Origin of the sequence: Hydrocarboniclastica marina (genome assembly GCF_004851605.1) — a bacterium.
In the GTDB taxonomy this organism is placed as follows: domain Bacteria; phylum Pseudomonadota; class Gammaproteobacteria; order Pseudomonadales; family Oleiphilaceae; genus Hydrocarboniclastica; species Hydrocarboniclastica marina.
On record NZ_CP031093.1, the window covers coordinates 3,094,084 to 3,111,517 of the forward strand.

The window sequence follows — 17,434 nt, forward strand, 5'->3', positions numbered from 1 at the left end:
CAACTCAGAAGTATCCGAGGTTGAACGGCCGATGCACCCAGCGCTATTGCAGGCGACGGACTAGTCCCCAGGCGTTACGTGTGCCAATACTTCTGGATTCTCAGAGAGCGGTAACGCCAGAATCAGCCCTTCGTTCGACGACGGAAACACATCCGTCAGCGCGGTGATATTGACCTGATGGGACACCAGAATCACCGGCAGGCCCTGCTCCAGTTCATTCACCAGAGCAATAAGTGCGCGCTTCTGGGCCGCGCCATCGCCCCGATTGCTGAAGAACGAGTTTAGAGAGGGCCACGCCTTAACGTCCCCGATGTCCATGGCCGTCGCAGTTTCCATACTGCGACACCACTGGCTGCTAAATACCCGCGCCTCGCTGATACCCCGGATGTTCAGAAGCGGTTGCCAGGCTCGCGCCTGTGCTCTGCCCTCCTCGCTCAGGTTTCGCTGGGTATTGCAGTCATCGAGATCGAAGTTATCCGGATCGCCGGTCCCCGGCGCGAGAGCATGGCGCATCATGAGCACGGCCTGGCCATCGCGCAGGGCATCCCAGGCCTCGGCATTCTCCTCCGCCTGAGCGCCTAACGCCGGGAGCGTCGTTACTGCCCAGATCAGGAAATGCGGGAGAATGAGGTTGCGTGACAGTTGCTGTGTGCGCATAAGCTTCCGTGCCTTGGTACAGAGAACCAGTTACGCCTTCAGCACATACCGCAGAATCTCTACCACCTGGGCAGTCGTACTGGCCCGTGCCTTGGCGCCGGCATTCACCTCCTTCAGGGGGTGAATGATGTTGTCATCGTGGAGGGTGATATAGGGCTTGTCCAAAGCCGCACAATAGCCCGCGTCAAAGGCCGCGTTCCACTGCTTATACTCCTGTCCGAACCTTACCACCACCAGATCCGCCTGCTCGATCAAAGTCTGCGTACGGATCGCGTTCACCTTGGCTGACTGATGGTCGCGCCAGAATGGCGATTCGCTGCTGACATCGGCGCTTAGCATATCGCCCGCTGCATCGCTGGCGGCGTGGTCGGTGATCGGGCTGGTGAAGATAATATCAAGCTGGTGCTCCTGAGCACCCCCGATGATTTCATCGCGCCAGGAGGTATGGATCTCACCGGATAGGTAGACGTAGAAAGACAATGGGACAACCTCGTCTGATCTCGAAAACGCAGTGCATCAATGTTGCTCTGCATGGAATTCGTTGATTCTCCCAGAGATTCAGAACAAGAGCCACTGGTTGGATGGGGCACTGTGTAAAGACAGGAGGCCACCCGGACTGGGCGCGCTTTCCGTTTCAGGCGCGGTCCGCGGTCGCCAAAGCACCGCATCAGCAGGATGCTGAGAGATAGGCATGCTGAGCATCAAGGCCCCTAAAAAAATACTCAGCCTGAAAACCCGTCCCGAAGAAATAATCCAGCCATTCGAGTTACTGCCCTCACTGGTGATCGGCACTGTCGGAATGCTAGAGCAGGTCCTGGCTGTCCGGACGGGTGCAGACTTCACCCCGGGAATATTGGGAGCAGTTTGCGAAACGGAGCGGCGCTCGACTCAGAGGTAGGGAATTATTTATCGATTACGCAAACAAATTGCCCCACCACTCTGTAACGTAGGGCTTCATCTTCCGTCAGCTCAAGGGGGAGAAAGCTGTCATCGTAGGAATTGGGCTTAAGCTGAATGCGCGTGTGGTGCCATCCAGATTCGTTTTCCGTTTTGAAGCTCTCGTAGACTTTGACTGTGTATCGGGAGCCCGAATCAGAGTCGACCTTATCGACGCATTCGACAAGCACAGTCTTGCCGTTTCGGCTACCGCCGCCATCTTGGCGAAACAGACATAGGGCGCCATTGGGTATAACGCGGTTCATGGATTCACCGATTACGTGACAGGCAAACATTCCTTCCCGCAACCTTACACTATCAGGTACCGCGACCCATTTGCTGTGTTCGGCCATCTGTACGTCGCTGAAATTGCCCGCAGCTACCTTGAGGTCGAAAACGGGGACCGCGTTGACATAGGGTTCGAGTTCCACAACCTTCGCTTCCTCAGTCTCTGCCCCGTCAGGGAGATGAACAGGAATGTGCTGCTTGAGATATTCGCGCAACGCATCATCGCAGGCATAGACAAAGGTTCCGCGAATACCTCGCAGCATGATCGTCCTGTAGATGTTGATTATGTACTGCTTCAGTTCCGCCGGGTCCTTGATGCCTTGCCCGCCGGTGCGGTCGTAATAGCTGCCCTTGTCTATCACAACAGCCCGACTATTCGGGTCGTATCGTATCTCTCTGCCGAATATGATACCGGCATAATTGAGGTCATAACCCTGAGTGGTATGGATACAACCGACTTCCCTATGCGAGCCCTCCTTGTTGATCCAGTCTGTGCTGGTACTGTTCCAGCGGAGCTGAACGTCACCGATAACAATGTCATAGGCATCATCATCTTTCTTGGACGCCCATGGCCAGGAATACCCCGCAATAAGGCGGGACAGTCCGACCTGTCGTTCCTTCTCATTGATGGTGTTGACCATATCACTGAGTGATTCGAACACCTCAAACTCATAGTTCCTAGCGGTAAAGACGGTATCACCGTCAACGCGGCAATTGAGCAGGTTATCCACAAACTCCACGTAAGGCTGTCCTGCTTTGACGCGGAACTGAGACAGAAGCTGGTGGGTTACCGAGGTTTCGGCAGACTTGAGGTAACGAAAAACCTCATTATCCGCGTCAGAAGGCTTGATGGATTGGCCCTGGTCATAAAAGAAGATGGCTTTATCGGCCTGGTGGCGCACCCAATCCACTTCACTGCAGGTGTGTTTGTCCATGCCCAGCGCGGTACAGGTCTTGTCAAAGGCACCAAAGTAGGCGCCCAGGTTCTTTCGCTTGCGTAACCGATGGGACTCATCCACCAGCACGATATCGTAGGGCTCGCGCGCGAGCTCAGACGGGCTGATAACCATGTCCGGACTAAGACCCGAGACGTGTCTGAAGGCTTTCTTCAGGGTCGTCCGGAACGATGTCATAGGTACGACCAGCGCCATTTTGGGTTTCGGCATCGCTTGCCTGAGCCTCGTCAGTAGCGACTGAATCTCGGCCTCTTCTTCCGAGAACTCTCGCAGATCAATTTGGTGATCTTCCGAATTGAGCAACTTGAACAAAAAGATCGCCAAAACCGACTTGCCTGTTCCGGCGCCTCCCTCTATGACAATGTTTTTTACACCCGGGTTCAGTAGCTCATGCATGACGGTGAGCAGCCCCTGGCGCTGATCGAAGGACAGGGATTTATAAGGGGAATACTTGAAAACATCTGAGTTATCGAGGTGGTCTAGGGTGCGTAAGGCAACACCGTGGGCGATCAACCGGTTCCATACCTCTCGGAACACCTCATCGTATAGAACGTCCCGTTGGTAATAGTTGTGATCCGTCAGACCCAGATTACCGTTCAGCAGGGTATATTTGCCATCGGCGGCCATATACTTGATCAGCATCGATTCAACATCCAGCGTGGCGGACTTGTTGAAATACTCACTGGTGATCAAGTGCACGGCGGTGAGCAGTTGCTTCTCATCGTGCTTCAGGTGTGTGCTCATGCGAGCAAGGGTGGCCGTGGTTTCACCAATGTATGCGCGCAGCTGTTTTTCGTCACTCAGCACGTATACTAAAGGCCAGTTGCCAACGGCGTATGCGTTGTCGCGTATACCTTCCAGGGCTTTCTGGCTGAACGGGTAGCTATGCACCTCTACCATTGCCGAATAGCTCATAGTTCGGTGTACTTCTTCGCCGTGCCCTTGGCCTTGCTGACGGGATACCTCTGTTCGTTTAACTCGATCTTGTCGAGAACAATCTTTTCAACATCTAGATCGTAGCTGTCTGCCAGCAGCAGCGCGTAGGCAATAACGTCTGCCAGCTCCTCCTTTACCTTGTCCACATCCGCTTGTTCTGGTGACTTCCAGAGGAATAGTTCCAGCAATTCCGCAGCTTCAATACTGAGGGCCAGCGAAAGGTCCTTTGGATTATGGAACTGTTTCCATTCCCTGTCGTCCCGGAACTGACGCAGTCGGGCAATAGCCTTATTCATTTGAATACCTCTCGCTTTGGCATATTAACGTGCTCGCTTCGCTCATAGAACTGGCCCGTATGACTAGCCCTCGACAGCCTCATGCCAGAACATTAACAGACTCATCAAGGCCGCATGAGACCACTTCCCCCCGGTTTGATCGCAAGATAAATCTGGCGCTTTCGCATTGTCGCGCAGAGCACTGTAGAGACCCTGGCGTTTTGGGCAAACTCAGCATTGGTACCGCCTATTTCAATTCTTGCTGATTTCAGCGGTAGGGTTGGAGCTCGTTGCTGTCGCTGGTCATCAGGCGCAGCAGCCGCGGATTGAGGAAGAGCTTTTCATTGCCTGCCGTTTTCTCCTGCAATACGCCAATCTCGACCAATTGTTTCAAGTAGTTGGAAGCTGTCTGCCGTTTGGCGATGTCTTTTTCTACCAAGTTACTGATGCGGCAATAGGGCTGCTCAAAAATGGTCTGGACCAATTCGTGGCTGTACATCTTGGGCAGCTCATTCCTGACATAGTCTTCTGTTTGGGTAATCAGCTTTCGCATAGCGGTGATTTTCGCGCAGGTCCAGGACGATACCTGTTCCACACCATTGAGCATAAAGATAATCCACTCCTCCCACTCTCCGGTGCGGGTGACCTGAGTCAGCAATCGATAGTAATCATTTTTGTGCTGAACAATGTAACGGCTCAGGTAAAGAATGGGCAGCGTCACTAGCCGTTGCTCGATCAGGTACAGCACGTTGACTATGCGACCGGTGCGGCCATTACCGTCGTGGAACGGATGAATGGCTTCGAACTGGTAATGGCTGATGGCCATTTTGATTAACGGATCTGTGTCATCGTCTGAATGCAGATAGTTTTCCCAGTTTGTGAGCAGGTTTCGAATCACCTCTTCGCCGCTAGGCGGGGTATAAATGGTCTCACCAGATGCTTGATTGCCGATGATGGTGCCGGGTACTTTCCGGACGTCCATCTCTACGCCTTTTAGAGTGCCGCATATCTCCACCGCAGCACTGGTGCAAAGTGGCTTTCTCTGCAGCTGCAGGGAGCCCTCGTACAGTGCGGTACGGTACCGCAGCGCTTCTTTGGTTGCGGGATCGGCTCCTTGATCTTCCTGTGAGTACCGGAAGAGCTTGTCAGTAGTGGTAACGATATTTTCGATCTCAGAACTGTCCTTGGCTTCCAGCAGTGGTAGCAGATTAATGAGAAGAGACTGGTTGGGGATCAGTTCTCCAGCCTGTTTCAGTTCAGCGAGAGCGGCACGGGCTGGTATGCAGGCTTTGAGAATGTTCAGAGTTTCCGTCAACTCTTTAGCAGGCGGAAGCGGTGGTAACTGGTTATAGGGCTGATCCGATCGCCAGGCCATGTTTAAATTCCTTTAAAATTTCGACATATGTCGACGCTTCACGCAGTCTATGTTTATGCGGTAAACATCGCAACGACCTATGTCGAAAAAACTGGAAAAAATCGACAGAGGCTAAAACTATGTCGATACAGTAAACAGCGTCCTTACGCACCGCGATGCGGCCACATTGCCTCATCCAAGCTCATCCAGCACCGTACGCAGCTGTTTCCCCAGAGCCTGTCCATCTGTTCTGCGCCGTCTTCAGCGTTGCCGGACATCCTCATCCCTGCCTCCAGCGGATACAACGCTGATAAATCAACGCGACCGATGACTCAACCATAGCGCTAGTCATCCCAGCCTCTGGAGAAAGCATTGAGACGTCGGCCTTGGTGGAGCCGGCAGGCCTGCGGTGGCTGGAGCTCCGCCCAGCCTCTTCAACAGACAAACTGCGATCCCCGTCTCGATATAAAAACACCCCCCATGGGAGACTCAACACAACTGTCCTCAAGCGGCAGTGCGAACAAAAACAATAATCTGCAACGAGGCTAACCCGTGAAACTCAGTTCACTCAACCGACTGTTTTATCTATCCCTATTACTAGCGCTGCCCGTGATGGCCCAGGCGGAGATCGGCGATTACGGCACTTTCAAAACCCTGCGCAATCTTATCTCTCCGCCTTCTGCTGACCACCCTGTTACACCGGCTGACCGCCAGGGCGACTACCCTCTGATCTCCAACCCCGATGGGTTCGAAGACGGTTTCAAGCCGGGTAAATATCGTGCGTGGCAGACGGTGCAACTGGCGCCGGAGACCGGCGCGGTGTGCGGTAACGGTTCCGAGTACAAGTTCTTCGTCAACCGGGTGCCGAATACCACGAACACGATGGTTTACTTCCAGGGTGGCGGTGCGTGCTGGGATTACCCCAGCTGTACGGGCCAAACGGGCATTCGCGGAGCCGCGAATCCTAATGGCATTCCTGACGACTACATGACCCTGGCAAATCCCAGTTCGACTTTGATGAGCCCGTTTATCGTGCGCCTGCATCCCTGGAGCCGGGTCAAGACCCAGAACTGGAACATGGTGTTCGTGCCCTACTGTACCGGCGATATATTCTCGGGCGACAAGGTCGCGGTTTATGAGGATGAGACCGGGGAGAATGAGCCGCTGGTCTGGCACCACAACGGTATTCGCAATACACGGGCCGTCGTCGCCTGGCTGAGAGACAACATGCCCCAGCCGGGCCAGATGCTGTCCACCGGGTGCAGTGCCGGCGGTGTTGGCAGTTTCACCAACTACTACCCGCTACGGAACGATCTGGCGCCTAAGCGCGGCTACCTGATCAATGACTCTGGCCCCATCTTTGACGCGCCTCGCGACGGTGATGCCTCGGAGTATCCATCTGCGCCGCTGCACACCAAAATACACGATGCCTGGGGACTGGATGGCGCCAACGGGCCGCTGGAATATCTGGATGAGCATGTGCCCGGGGTGGAACTGGATAACCTGGGCAGCCTGTATGCCGCACTGGCAACCCATTTCCCTGGGGACCGGATGGGACACACGCACTTCTGGAAAGACCTGAACTACTCGGCCTATTCCTACGAGCGTTTCCACGAAGACACGGCCAATGCACCGGATCAGGAAACCCTGGAAGCGCAGCTTCACCAGCGCTGGGAGAAAGATACCACTCGATTGACGCAGACGCTTTCAGGTCTGGATAACTTCGGCTATTACCTGCCGCAGTTCCGCGACATCAACGAGAGCCACTGCACCAGCATTATCGAGTTCGCCAATGCGGACATTCAGGAGCAGGGGCTGGACCTGGAAGACTTCATCAATAACGTCCTGAACGGCTCGGGCTCGGTGATGCAGGCTTCGGAGTCGAGCCCCGAGGCCGACTACAACAAGCCGTTTAATCCGCTGTACTGGGCATTGGGTGGAGTTCTCTAGAGCCCTCTTCACTCTCTAAGCTCTACAATGGGGTCGCGCCCTCGACATGGCTAACGCTATGGCGAGGGCGCAGTGCCCGCCTTGCGGGCCTCGATCCGTGCTTCCAGCAGGCGCTCACGCAAGTATTCGCTCTGCGTCTGTCCCCCCGGTATTTCATCCATCGCCATGACCTCATCAACAATGTCAGCTTCGCGCTGCTTGTAGTGCTCAAACACGGGGTTCGGCCTGTTCTGCCACTCATCCATTCCCCGCTCGGCTCTCTCCTTATAATCGGCAAGCAGCTCGCTCGTTGCCTTCTCGGCCGCCACCGCATCCGGCTCCCCGATCCGCACCAGCGCCAGTCGCAAAGTGAGCGCCTCCGCTGCGCTGACCTTGCCCACTTCCTCGTACTGGACCACTTCGTCGGCTAGCGCTTTGGCCTGTTCCTGCCGCTCTGATTCGGTCAGTTCGCTCGCCCCATCAAAGAAAGACCTCACCCGGTGCTGAAAGTCCAGTTCCCGCTCAAAAGCAGCGAACTCGGGCGACTCCAGCATGGCTATCTGGTCGGGTGTCACGGGCGCTGTATCTTCCGGAGTCGCGGTTGGTGATAAGTTCGGCTGAGCCGGCGAGGTATGGGTCACAGAGGTTTTATCCGGACTCGGCTCAGACGGCAACAGCGCGAAGAAAACCCCACCAGCAAGCGCCGCTCCAGCTAATAGCCACCGATATGTTTTAACCATGTATCGTTACCGCTCTTTTGACTGTGTCCCATCATACGCCGGACAGCCATCAGCTTCGTGAACAGGACCCCAGACGAGGTGCAATGACTTCACATCGCTTTCCTATCTATGGGATAGAATAGCTAGGACCCGGCAATCCTCAGAACATTCTCTATATGCAGTTTTTCGCCGATACAGTCATGCACAAAATCATGTACTAAAACTCTTACAGGAATTCGATGATTGAGGTAATGGCCGGAAAACAGACACCGTTTGCCCTTTCCGCGCTCATGCCTCAATACACATACTCATGAAAATAACCAGAAAGCACCTCGACGACGCTGCGGAAAAGCAGATCATCACCGCCGGGCAAGCCGAGGCGCTGCATGCCTATCTCGCAGCTCTGCCAACTACCGGCCCGACCTTCAACTTCACGAACCTGCTCTACTATCTCGGCGGCCTGATTGCGATTGGCGCTATGACGCTCTTTATGACGCTGGGGTGGGAGTCCTTCGGGGGCTGGGGGATATTCTTTATTGCGCTGGCCTATGCAGGTGTTGGGCTAAAGCTTACAGGATCGTTTCGGGACAAGGGCCACGCCATTCCAGCAGGCATCTGTGCAACATTTGTCGTGGCACTCACGCCACTGGCCATCTATGGACTGCAACAAGCCCTGGGACTCTGGCCGGATGAGAGCGTCTACCGGGACTACCATCGCTACATCAAGTGGCACTGGCTGTATATGGAACTGGGCACGCTGGTCGTGGGTTTGCTTCTCGCCTGGATGTACCGGTATCCATTCCTGATGATGCCAATCGCGGTGACGCTCTGGTACATGTCGATGGATGTGGCCGCAATGATCATGGGCGAGCAGTACGACTTCCATTTCCGGGCCCTGGTATCCATGTATTTCGGCATACTGATGATCTTTATTGCCTTTTGGGTCGACCTCAGATCACGGCGGCAGGTTGATTACGCATTCTGGCTTTACCTGTTCGGGGTTGTCGCCTTCTGGAGCGGGGTGACCGCGCAGGAATCGTCGACTGAACTCTCCAAGTTCCTCTACTTCTGCACGAACATGCTCATGATCGGCGTCGGCATCGTCGTTGTTCGCCGGGTGTTCGTGATATTTGGCGCCGTGGGCGCCTGTATTTACCTGGGTCACCTGGCCTGGGATGTCTTCAGGGACAGCTGGTTTTTCCCGGTCGCTCTGAGCGTGATCGGGCTATTGATTATCTATCTGGGCGTGCAGTGGCAAAAGCATGAGAAAGCGATAACACGACAGGCACGGCGCCTATTGCCAGTCCGCTTTCAAGAGTACCTCAACGCCGTTGCATCTTGACGGGAATAGCTCCCGCCATTCTTTAAGGAAGAAAACATGAAACTCTACGACGACCCAAGGTCCGGCAACGGTTACAAGGTGCGGCTGCTATTGGCTCTCTTGGGTGAGCAATACCAATACATTCCCATCGATATCCTCCGCGGTGACTCCAGAACAGATGAGTTTCTGCAGAAGAACCTCAACGGCCGCATACCCTTGCTCGAACTGGATAATGGTTCTTTCCTGCCGGAGTCAAATGCGATCCTCTATTACCTCGCCCAGGGCTCGAAATACTGGCCAACTGGTTGTTTTGAGCAGGCGCAGGTGGTGCAGTGGTTGTGTTTCGAGCAGTACAGCCATGAACCCAATATAGCGACACCCCGGTTCTGGCTGACCATCAAGGGCATGGATGACACGCCGTTCAACCATGAGTTACTGGCACAGAAGCAGAAGGCGGGGAATCAGGCGCTGGCGGTAATGGATGAGCATCTGCGGTCCCGACAGTTCTTCGTGGGGGAGCGCTATACCATTGCCGACATCGCCCTCTATGCCTACACCCATGAGGCGGACGAAGGCGGGTTTGATCTGGCGCTGTACCCGGCCGTTGTTGCCTGGTTGAAGCGGGTCAGTGAACAGCCCGGGCACATTACCACGGAGCACCGAAACACCGCGTAAAGCTGCTCGTCACACCTGCCCTCCCTGTACAGAACCGCATTCTCCCAACGAAAAAGCGGCCGGACCCCTGGGGTACGACCGCCCTGCCCCTGCTTGAAAAGGGACTTTAGTTCGGCGGTGTGTAGAGCTGGGTTGAGTACTCGCCCAGTGCCGGCTTGCTTAACGTGCCCTTCGCGTCCACATAGTCGACAAAGGACTGGGCATAGTCGAGAAAGGTATCGACCGCGCGCCCGTCTTCGCTGACCGTGCCGAAGGTGACGTAGCCGTCGCGCCCCTCGGCGGTGAAGCTGTTGGTCACTACGTTCAGCGTTTCGGTGTCAGCCAGCGCACGCCATTGGGTTTCATCCCGGCCCCGTACTTCGATCCCGTAGAGGCGTTGGCCCGCCGGCCGGTTCATGTCCACTGTCCAGCGCAAGCCTGCCGCGTAGGGGTACGCGCCGCTTGAATCCGTGTGGGCGTAGTCGACCGCTTCGTTCAGCACGGCTTCGATCTCAGCACCGGTAATGGTCAGATCAGTCAGGGTATTGGCGAATGGCAGCAGGGTGTATGCATCGCCAATGGTGATGTCTCCCTGGAGAATATCCGTTCTTACGCCGCCGGCGTTCTGTATGGCCACGTCGGCATTCTTGCTCAGAAAGAGGAAGGCCTGGGCGACGACGTTGGGTATGTCCCCGCCGCGCATCGCATCTTCTCCAGAGCAGCTTTCGTCGCCATAGGGCTTGCCGGGAATGCGAGCCAGGCAGAGATCTTCCGTTGCCATGCCAACAACCTTGTTTCGGAATTCGTCGAGCTGAACCGTATAACGCGCCAGAGCATCGGCGACTACCGGCTCCTCCTGCACAATACTCAACTGCGGAGCCTCCGCTACGGCGTTCAGTATGCTTTGCAGCTCATCGCCTTGCGGACTGTAGTCGTTTCCGCTTGTTTCGTCGGTACGGGAAATGGTGTCCCCCAACAGCAGGTGGGGGACACCGGAGCAGGACTCAACCACGCCCTCGGCATCCCAGTTAACCTGCAGCTCCCCGACGACTTTGGCGTATTGCCAGGCCTGGCCAATACAGACCTGCCCGCCGTCGGCGTTGGTGGCCATGGTTGGGTATGCGCCACTGCTGTTCAGGCCGAAAGGCTCGAAGTCGCCCAACAGTGAGTGGGAGTCACCGCCAATAATCACATCCACGCCGGTGAGCTCTGCCGCCAGCGCGAGGTCGTTCTGGTATTGGTAGTGCGTCAGCAGGACGATTTTATTGACGCCGTCTGCTTCGAGCTCATCAATCATCGCCTGAGCGGTTTCCACTTCGGGAAGGAACCTGGTCGATACTAGCGGGCTGGAGCTGTTCTGGGTTTTGGTTGCGATATCGATCCCGATAATCCCGACCTTCTGCCCGTCTACGTCTTTCACAACGTAGGGCTTGATGTAATCGTCCTCTGCAGTTGGCGCCAGCGGCGTACCGACTTCTGGCTTCACGTTGGCCGCCAGAACGGGCGTGTTGCAGCCACCTTCCCCAAGCTCGTCCAGGAACGCCTTGAGCCCTTCGTCGCTGCCGTCAAACTCGTGGTTGCCCAACGCAAACGCATCAAAACAGATCAGGTTCATCAGCTCGGCGTCGGCCTCACCCTTGAAGGAGGTGAAGTAGAGGGTCCCGGTGATGGCATCGCCCGCGTGGAGCTTGAGCACGTTCGGTAGCTCTGCTGCACGCTCAGACATCTTGGCCGCGACGCGGGCGAATCCGCCGGACGAGAACTCGGTGGGCTGACCGGCTATGTCCAGCACTTGCGACTCGGCCTCCAGATGCGAGTGGTGGTCGTTTATATGGAGGATACTGAGGGAGAGTGGGCTTGTAGTTTCGACAGGGCTTTTATCGTTGTTATCGTCATCGCTGTCCCCGCAGCCTGCCAGGGCGAGCAACGGCAACAGAACCCATGCTGATTTAGAGATCATGTTTTGCTCCTTGAGTGAGTTGCCCAAGCTTCAGGGAGCGAGGTGTCATTCAGGTTATGGTTTTATGGCGAAACAGAGACACTGTTCTTCGCTCCGCCCCGCGCCAGTAACCCCTGGCGACCTGTAACACAACTGTCACGATCACAGCCTAAGTTAGACGATTTAGCGCCGCACGCGCAGCGTTTCTCCGCGCTTATTCAGCTGCTGCGCGGCTGGGGCCAGCCAAGTATGGCGCCGTTTAAATCTTCAGGGGTTGGTGATGCAGCAAACGCTAGACGAAGGGTCGTTCACTGATAGCGCGACACAGGATGGGCCCGCCGCCGACATCGTCGATGCTTATCCTGGCGGTGTGGATGGAAGTCGTAGTACGGATGGGAGTCACGGTGCGGATGGGAGCAGTACTGACAGTAGTGCTGAGGGTCCCGTCCTTCGGGTCAATCGCACGCGGCGGGGTATAAGAGCCAAGGCTGTCGCACCGCCCGAGACGAATCTTGCTGCGCCGGAACTGTACTTCAACCGGGAACTCTCAACGCTGCAGTTTCATATCCGCGTGCTCGAGCAGGCGCTGGATCCCTCCCACCCCCTGCTCAACCGACTGATGTTCCTGCTGATATTCTCCTCCAACCTGGACGAATTTTTCGAGATACGCGTGGCCGGGATCAAGCACCGGATCGCTTTCCAGCATGAAGAAGCCGACATAGACGGTCGTCGCCCCTCACAGCTGCTGGATGAGATTTCGGCGATTGTCCACCAGCAGGTAGAGCGTCAGTACCAGATACTCAACGACGTGCTGATTCCGGAACTGGCCCAGCAGGGTATCCGCTTCCTGCCCCGCGCCGACTGGACCGCGCCACAGAAAAAGTGGATCAAGCAATATTTCGAGAGCGAGATCAAACCGGTTATCAGCCCCATCGGGCTGGACCCATCTCACCCCTTCCCTCGTCTGGTTAACAAGAGCCTGAACTTTATTGTGGAGCTTTCGGGGCAGGACGTGTTCGGTCGTGAGGGCGGTCTGGCGATTCTGCCGGCGCCCCGTTCGCTACCCCGACTGATCCGCGTCCCGCCAGAGCTCTGCCAGGACGGCGGTGATGAGTTTGTGTTCCTGTCTTCGATCATCCACGCCAATGCCGATGACCTGTTTCCCGGCATGACGATCAAGGGGAGCTATCAGTTCCGGCTTACCCGCAACGCCGATCTGACGGTGGACACCGAGGAGGTGTCTGACCTGGCGTCCGCACTCAAGGGCGAGTTGTCGGCCCTGCGTTACGGTGCCGGGGTGCGCCTGGAAGTCGCGAGCAATTGCCCGCCCGAGCTGGCTGAGTTCATGCTCAATCAGTTCAAGCTGGACGAACGAGACCTTTACCGCGTCGACGGGCCGGTCAACCTGAGCCGGATGATGCCGCTCATTGCCAATGTCGGTCGCCCGGAGCTGCTCTATAAGCCCTTTATACCGGGTTTGGCCAAGGGCCTGCGCAGCGGTAACGAGAGCTTGTTCGACCTGATTCGCCAGGGCGATGTGCTGCTGCATCATCCCTTTCAGTCCTTCGCACCGGTAGAGAGCCTGCTTTCGGAGGCAGCCCAGGATCCCAATGTGCTCGCGATCAAGCAGACGCTCTACCGCACCGGCGCCGAGTCGCCCATCGTCAATGCCTTGGCTGAAGCGGCCCGCAACGGCAAGGAAGTGACCGTCGTGGTCGAGCTCCGGGCTCGCTTTGATGAGGCCGAGAACCTGGCGCTGGCGTCCAAGCTCCAGGAAGCCGGGGCGATTGTGATCTACGGCGTGATGGCCTACAAAACCCACGCAAAACTGATGCACATTGTCCGTCGCGAGAACGGCGCGCTGCGTTATTACGCTCACCTGGGCACCGGCAATTATCACTCTGGCACCGCCAGGCTTTACACCGACTACAGCCTGTTCACCGCCAACGTCACCCTGTGCGAAGACGTCTATATGGTGTTCCAGCAGCTGACCGGCATGGGCAAGGCAAGGAAAATTTCGACACTGCTTCACGCGCCTTTTGTGCTGCACGCCGGGTTGTTACGGCTGATTGCTCGGGAAGCCAAGGCGGCCGAGCGCGGCAAGAAAGCCCACCTGATAATCAAGTGTAATTCGCTCACGGAGCCAGAGCTGATCCGTGCGCTTTATCGGGCTTCCCAGGCGGGAGTGCGCTGCGATTTGCTGATCCGGGGCATGTGCTGTTTAAGGCCCGGCGTGCCCGGCGTTTCGGACAATATCCGGGTGCGGTCTATCGTCGGACGCTTTCTGGAGCACACACGGGTGTTCTATTTCCATAACGAGGGAAAGCCCGAGGCCTGGGCCTCCAGCGCGGACTTTATGGAGCGGAACATGTTTCAGCGAGTGGAAACCTGCTTCCCGATCCTCGACAAAAAGCTGGCCCAACGCGTGCGCAAGGATCTGGAGACGTATCTGGTCGACAACAGCCAGAGTTGGGACCTGACCCCAGACGGCAGCTACGTGAAGCGAACCCCGATCAAGGAAAGCGCTGCGATCAGTGCCCAGGAAACTCTCTTGTATGCCCACGCGGCGCAGACCTGAAGGCCGCTCATCCGCGCTTCGCAGTTGAATTTAGCTCAACCGCTGGGCGATCTCCCGCCATAGGGTAATGTAGGCTTCTGCGGCGGGCGAGCGAGGGGCAAACTGGAAGATGGGCGCCTGCTCCAGGCCCATCTTTTCCACTGCGCTCGAACTGGGTATAGCCGTGCTCAGGAGCAACGGGGACTCGGCCGACAGCTCCGCCATGGTCTCGAGATGCATGCTCTTGCGCCGGTCCGCCAGCGTGAAAAACGGCCATATCGGGCAGGGGTTATCCTGTTCATCCAGATGGCTACGCAGCTGATGAAGTGTACGCAGGGAGAGCGTGGTCGGTATCAGGGGCACAAGCAGCGCGTCCACGCTTGAGAACACCTGCTCCGACAGAACCGAAATGCTCGGCGGGCAGTCCAGGATAATCAGGTCGTAATCGTCCCTGACCGGCTTGAGCACCTTACGCAGGTGGCTTGGTTTGCGCGCGTCCAGCATCTGGTCCAGTTCGCGAGCGTCAAACGACGCCGGCAAAAGGTCCAGCCCTTCCACCTCGGTCTCGTGGATGACTTTCTCAAGCGAGGCCTTGCCTTTGACCAGCTTGTCCATCCCGCCTTTGACCTTGGGTTTGGCCCGCAGGTAGAAGGTCGTGGCGGCCTGGGGGTCGAGATCCCAGAGCAGCACCCGATAGTTATCCATAGCGGCCTGTGCCGCAAGGTTCACCGCTGAGGCCGTCTTGCCCACCCCGCCTTTGATGCTGTACAGCGCCAACATTTTCATGGATGCCTCCGAAGCGGATCCCACACCACAGGACCCGCTGCAGTTTACTCAGCTCCGCAACCGGGACACAACCGCGCTGTACAGGTTCATTTTACTGTCACATATCGCCGTTAGCGTCGACGCATCTCCAGCATAAACTCAACTGAGGTTTAAACGAATGAACCACCCATGGATCAGTAAGAAGCAAGCTCTCGCCTGTGCGGTACTCGCGGCCTCGCTCGGCCTGTCAGCGTGCGGCAGCGACGACGATGACGACAACTCGCCTGATCCAGAGCCGGCCACCCGCTTGAGCATCTCCCTGGAAGAGACAGGCCGCTACGTCGATGACGGTAATGGCTTTGATGAAGGTTCCGCCGAAATCGTGGCGTATGACGCTGACTCCGCGACCCTGTTTGTCGTCAATGCCCAGGCCAGCCGGATTGATGTGCTGGATATCCAGGATCCCACGGCTCCAAAGCGCATAGGCACGATTGATGCCCTTGCCAACTGGCCGGACGCCGGCGGCATCAACAGCGTGGCCGTCGCCAATGGACTGGTCGCGCTGGCTGTTGAGCATGACAACAAGACAGAAAGCGGCCGCGTACAGATCTACAACAGTGCCGATTATGCGTTCCGCGCCCAGGCGGAAGTAGGCAGCCTGCCGGATATGGTCACCTTCACGCCGGACGGCTCGCGTGTGCTCGTGGCCAACGAAGGCGAGCCCAGCAGTGACTACAGCATTGACCCGGCAGGCTCGGTCAGCGTCATTGATGTGACCGACCCGGACAGCCCAGCCGTCAGCACGGTAGGTTTTGTCGACTTTAACGCAGGCGGGCCGCGCCACAACGAGGTCCCCGAAGGCGTGCGTATTTTCGGTAACTTCAACCCGACTGTTCTGCAGGTGACCGCTTTCACCGACACCGATCCGGCCACGCTGACCGTCGCCGACGCAACAGGCGCCACCGCCGGCGCATGGGTCACGCTTGCTTCTTCAGAAGGAGACCCGCTGCCCTACCGGGTCGAATCAGTGAGCGGCAACGTGCTGACCCTGACTACCGATTTCGACGGCGATTCCGAAGTCGCCGATGCAGGCCCAGCCGGCCTTGCCGTCTACCTCCACGGCAATGGCTCGTCCGTCGCCCAGGACCTGGAGCCTGAGTACATCGCAGTATCGCCGGATGGCTCGAAAGCCTGGGTCTCGCTGCAGGAGAACAATGCCGTTGCGGTAATTAACATTGAGTCTGCAGATGTCGACCGCATCATCGCTCTGGGCACCAAGGATCACAGCGTCGCGGGTAACGAGATTGATCCCTCCGACAGGGACGGAGGGGTGAATATCGCCAACTGGCCTTTGCAGGGCATGTATATGCCCGACACCATCACCTCAGCCCAGATAGGCGGTAAGACCTACTACCTGACCGCGAACGAGGGAGATGCGCGGGAATACGACGCTTATGTAGAAGAGATAAGGTTCGAGGATGCTCCGCGGGCCGCTACCGGCGCGATCGCCGCTGATGATTTTGCCGATGAGACCCGCCTCGGGCGTATCGCGACCACGCTGACCGCAGACATCAACGGCGACGGCCTTCTGGACGAGCCCTTGGTGTTTGGCGCGCGCAGCTTCTCGATCTGGGCGGATGATGGCTCGCTGGTATTCGACAGCGGTAGCGATCTCGAAACCGTGACCGCCGAGCAACTGGGCGCGAATTTCAACAGTAACAATGATGAGAACGACAGCGGCGACTCCCGTAGCGACGCCAAAGGGCCAGAACCCGAAGCGATTGCCGTAGGCAAAATCGGTGAGCAGACGTTTGCGTTTGTCGGGCTGGAGCGGGTCGGTGGCATCATGGTTTACGACATCACTACGCCTGAAACGCCTGAGTACATACAGTACCTCAACAACCGGGACTTTGGCTTCGACATCGAAACACGCCTGGACGACAACGGCGAACCCGCGCACCTGGCTGGCGATCTCGGACCGGAAAGCATTGTGTTCATAAGCGCGAACGAAAGCCCGACCCAGCATCCCATGCTGGCTGTAGGCAATGAAGTCAGCGGTTCAACGACGCTTTTCGCAATTAAGGTTGAAGAGGTTGTGGCAGAGTGAAGCCGGGCCTGGACTGAAGCTTTTACGGCGTCGCCGGAGCG

The 17,434-nt window shown here is 56.9% G+C and carries 13 protein-coding genes; 5 read left to right on the forward strand and 8 right to left on the reverse strand.

Annotation, left to right across the window (positions count from 1 at the left end):
- Positions 1-60 precede the first annotated feature (60 nt).
- The 5 genes from soil367_RS13715 to fic all read right to left on the reverse strand — a co-directional run bounded on the left by soil367_RS13715 (position 61) and on the right by fic (position 5,423).
- Positions 61-657 (reverse strand): histidine phosphatase family protein, encoded by a 597-nt coding sequence (locus tag soil367_RS13715; protein ID WP_246065314.1) that lies wholly within the window; start codon positions 655-657, stop codon positions 61-63.
- Positions 658-687: 30 nt separating this feature from the next.
- A complete protein-coding gene (locus soil367_RS13720) occupies positions 688-1,137 on the reverse strand; it encodes a YtoQ family protein (RefSeq protein ID WP_136549628.1) in 450 nt (149 codons plus the stop codon).
- 422 nt (positions 1,138-1,559) lie between these two features.
- Positions 1,560-3,752, reverse strand: a complete 2,193-nt coding sequence (locus tag soil367_RS13725; RefSeq protein ID WP_136549629.1) for a DUF2075 domain-containing protein — start codon at positions 3,750-3,752, stop codon at positions 1,560-1,562.
- A complete protein-coding gene (locus tag soil367_RS13730; RefSeq protein ID WP_136549630.1) occupies positions 3,749-4,069 on the reverse strand; it encodes a nucleotide pyrophosphohydrolase in 321 nt (106 codons plus the stop codon). The genes soil367_RS13725 and soil367_RS13730 overlap by 4 nt, the downstream gene beginning before the upstream one ends.
- A 247-nt stretch (positions 4,070-4,316) precedes the next feature.
- Entirely contained in the window at positions 4,317-5,423 is a 1,107-nt protein-coding gene (gene fic / locus soil367_RS13735; RefSeq protein WP_136549631.1) for a protein adenylyltransferase Fic, read from the reverse strand.
- A gap of 531 nt (positions 5,424-5,954) precedes the next feature.
- Between fic and soil367_RS13740 the strand changes: the two genes are divergently transcribed.
- Positions 5,955-7,352, forward strand: a complete 1,398-nt coding sequence (locus soil367_RS13740; RefSeq protein WP_246065316.1) for a pectinacetylesterase family protein — start codon at positions 5,955-5,957, stop codon at positions 7,350-7,352.
- Between the two features lie 56 nt (positions 7,353-7,408).
- Here the strand turns inward: soil367_RS13740 and soil367_RS13745 are convergent, their stop codons facing one another.
- Positions 7,409-7,906, reverse strand: coding sequence for a hypothetical protein (locus tag soil367_RS13745; RefSeq protein ID WP_136549632.1), 498 nt, complete (start codon positions 7,904-7,906; stop codon positions 7,409-7,411).
- 454 nt (positions 7,907-8,360) lie between these two features.
- Here soil367_RS13745 and soil367_RS13750 point away from each other — a divergent pair, with 454 nt between their 5' ends.
- A complete protein-coding gene (locus soil367_RS13750; protein ID WP_136549636.1) occupies positions 8,361-9,392 on the forward strand; it encodes a DUF2157 domain-containing protein in 1,032 nt (343 codons plus the stop codon).
- Between the two features lie 36 nt (positions 9,393-9,428).
- The gene (locus tag soil367_RS13755) at positions 9,429-10,046 is read left to right on the forward strand and encodes a glutathione S-transferase family protein (protein ID WP_136549637.1); all 618 of its coding nucleotides are present in this window, start codon (positions 9,429-9,431) and stop codon (positions 10,044-10,046) included.
- 106 nt (positions 10,047-10,152) lie between these two features.
- Here soil367_RS13755 and soil367_RS13760 read toward each other — a convergent pair whose 3' ends face one another.
- Positions 10,153-11,985 carry a 5'-nucleotidase C-terminal domain-containing protein gene (locus tag soil367_RS13760; protein ID WP_136549638.1) on the reverse strand — a complete coding sequence of 611 codons (1,833 nt, stop codon included), beginning with the start codon at positions 11,983-11,985 and terminating at the stop codon, positions 10,153-10,155.
- Between the two features lie 259 nt (positions 11,986-12,244).
- On the opposite strand from soil367_RS13760, the gene ppk1 reads away from it, so the two are divergent.
- The gene (gene ppk1, locus soil367_RS13765) at positions 12,245-14,542 is read left to right on the forward strand and encodes a polyphosphate kinase 1 (RefSeq protein ID WP_136549639.1); all 2,298 of its coding nucleotides are present in this window, start codon (positions 12,245-12,247) and stop codon (positions 14,540-14,542) included.
- Between the two features lie 30 nt (positions 14,543-14,572).
- On the opposite strand, the gene soil367_RS13770 is transcribed toward ppk1, so the two are convergent.
- Positions 14,573-15,307, reverse strand: coding sequence for a ParA family protein (locus tag soil367_RS13770; RefSeq protein WP_136549640.1), 735 nt, complete (start codon positions 15,305-15,307; stop codon positions 14,573-14,575).
- 157 nt (positions 15,308-15,464) lie between these two features.
- Between soil367_RS13770 and soil367_RS13775 the strand changes: the two genes are divergently transcribed.
- On the forward strand, positions 15,465-17,393 hold the full coding sequence (locus soil367_RS13775) for a choice-of-anchor I family protein (RefSeq protein ID WP_136549641.1): 1,929 nt from the start codon (positions 15,465-15,467) through the stop codon (positions 17,391-17,393).
- Positions 17,394-17,434: the final 41 nt, after the last annotated feature.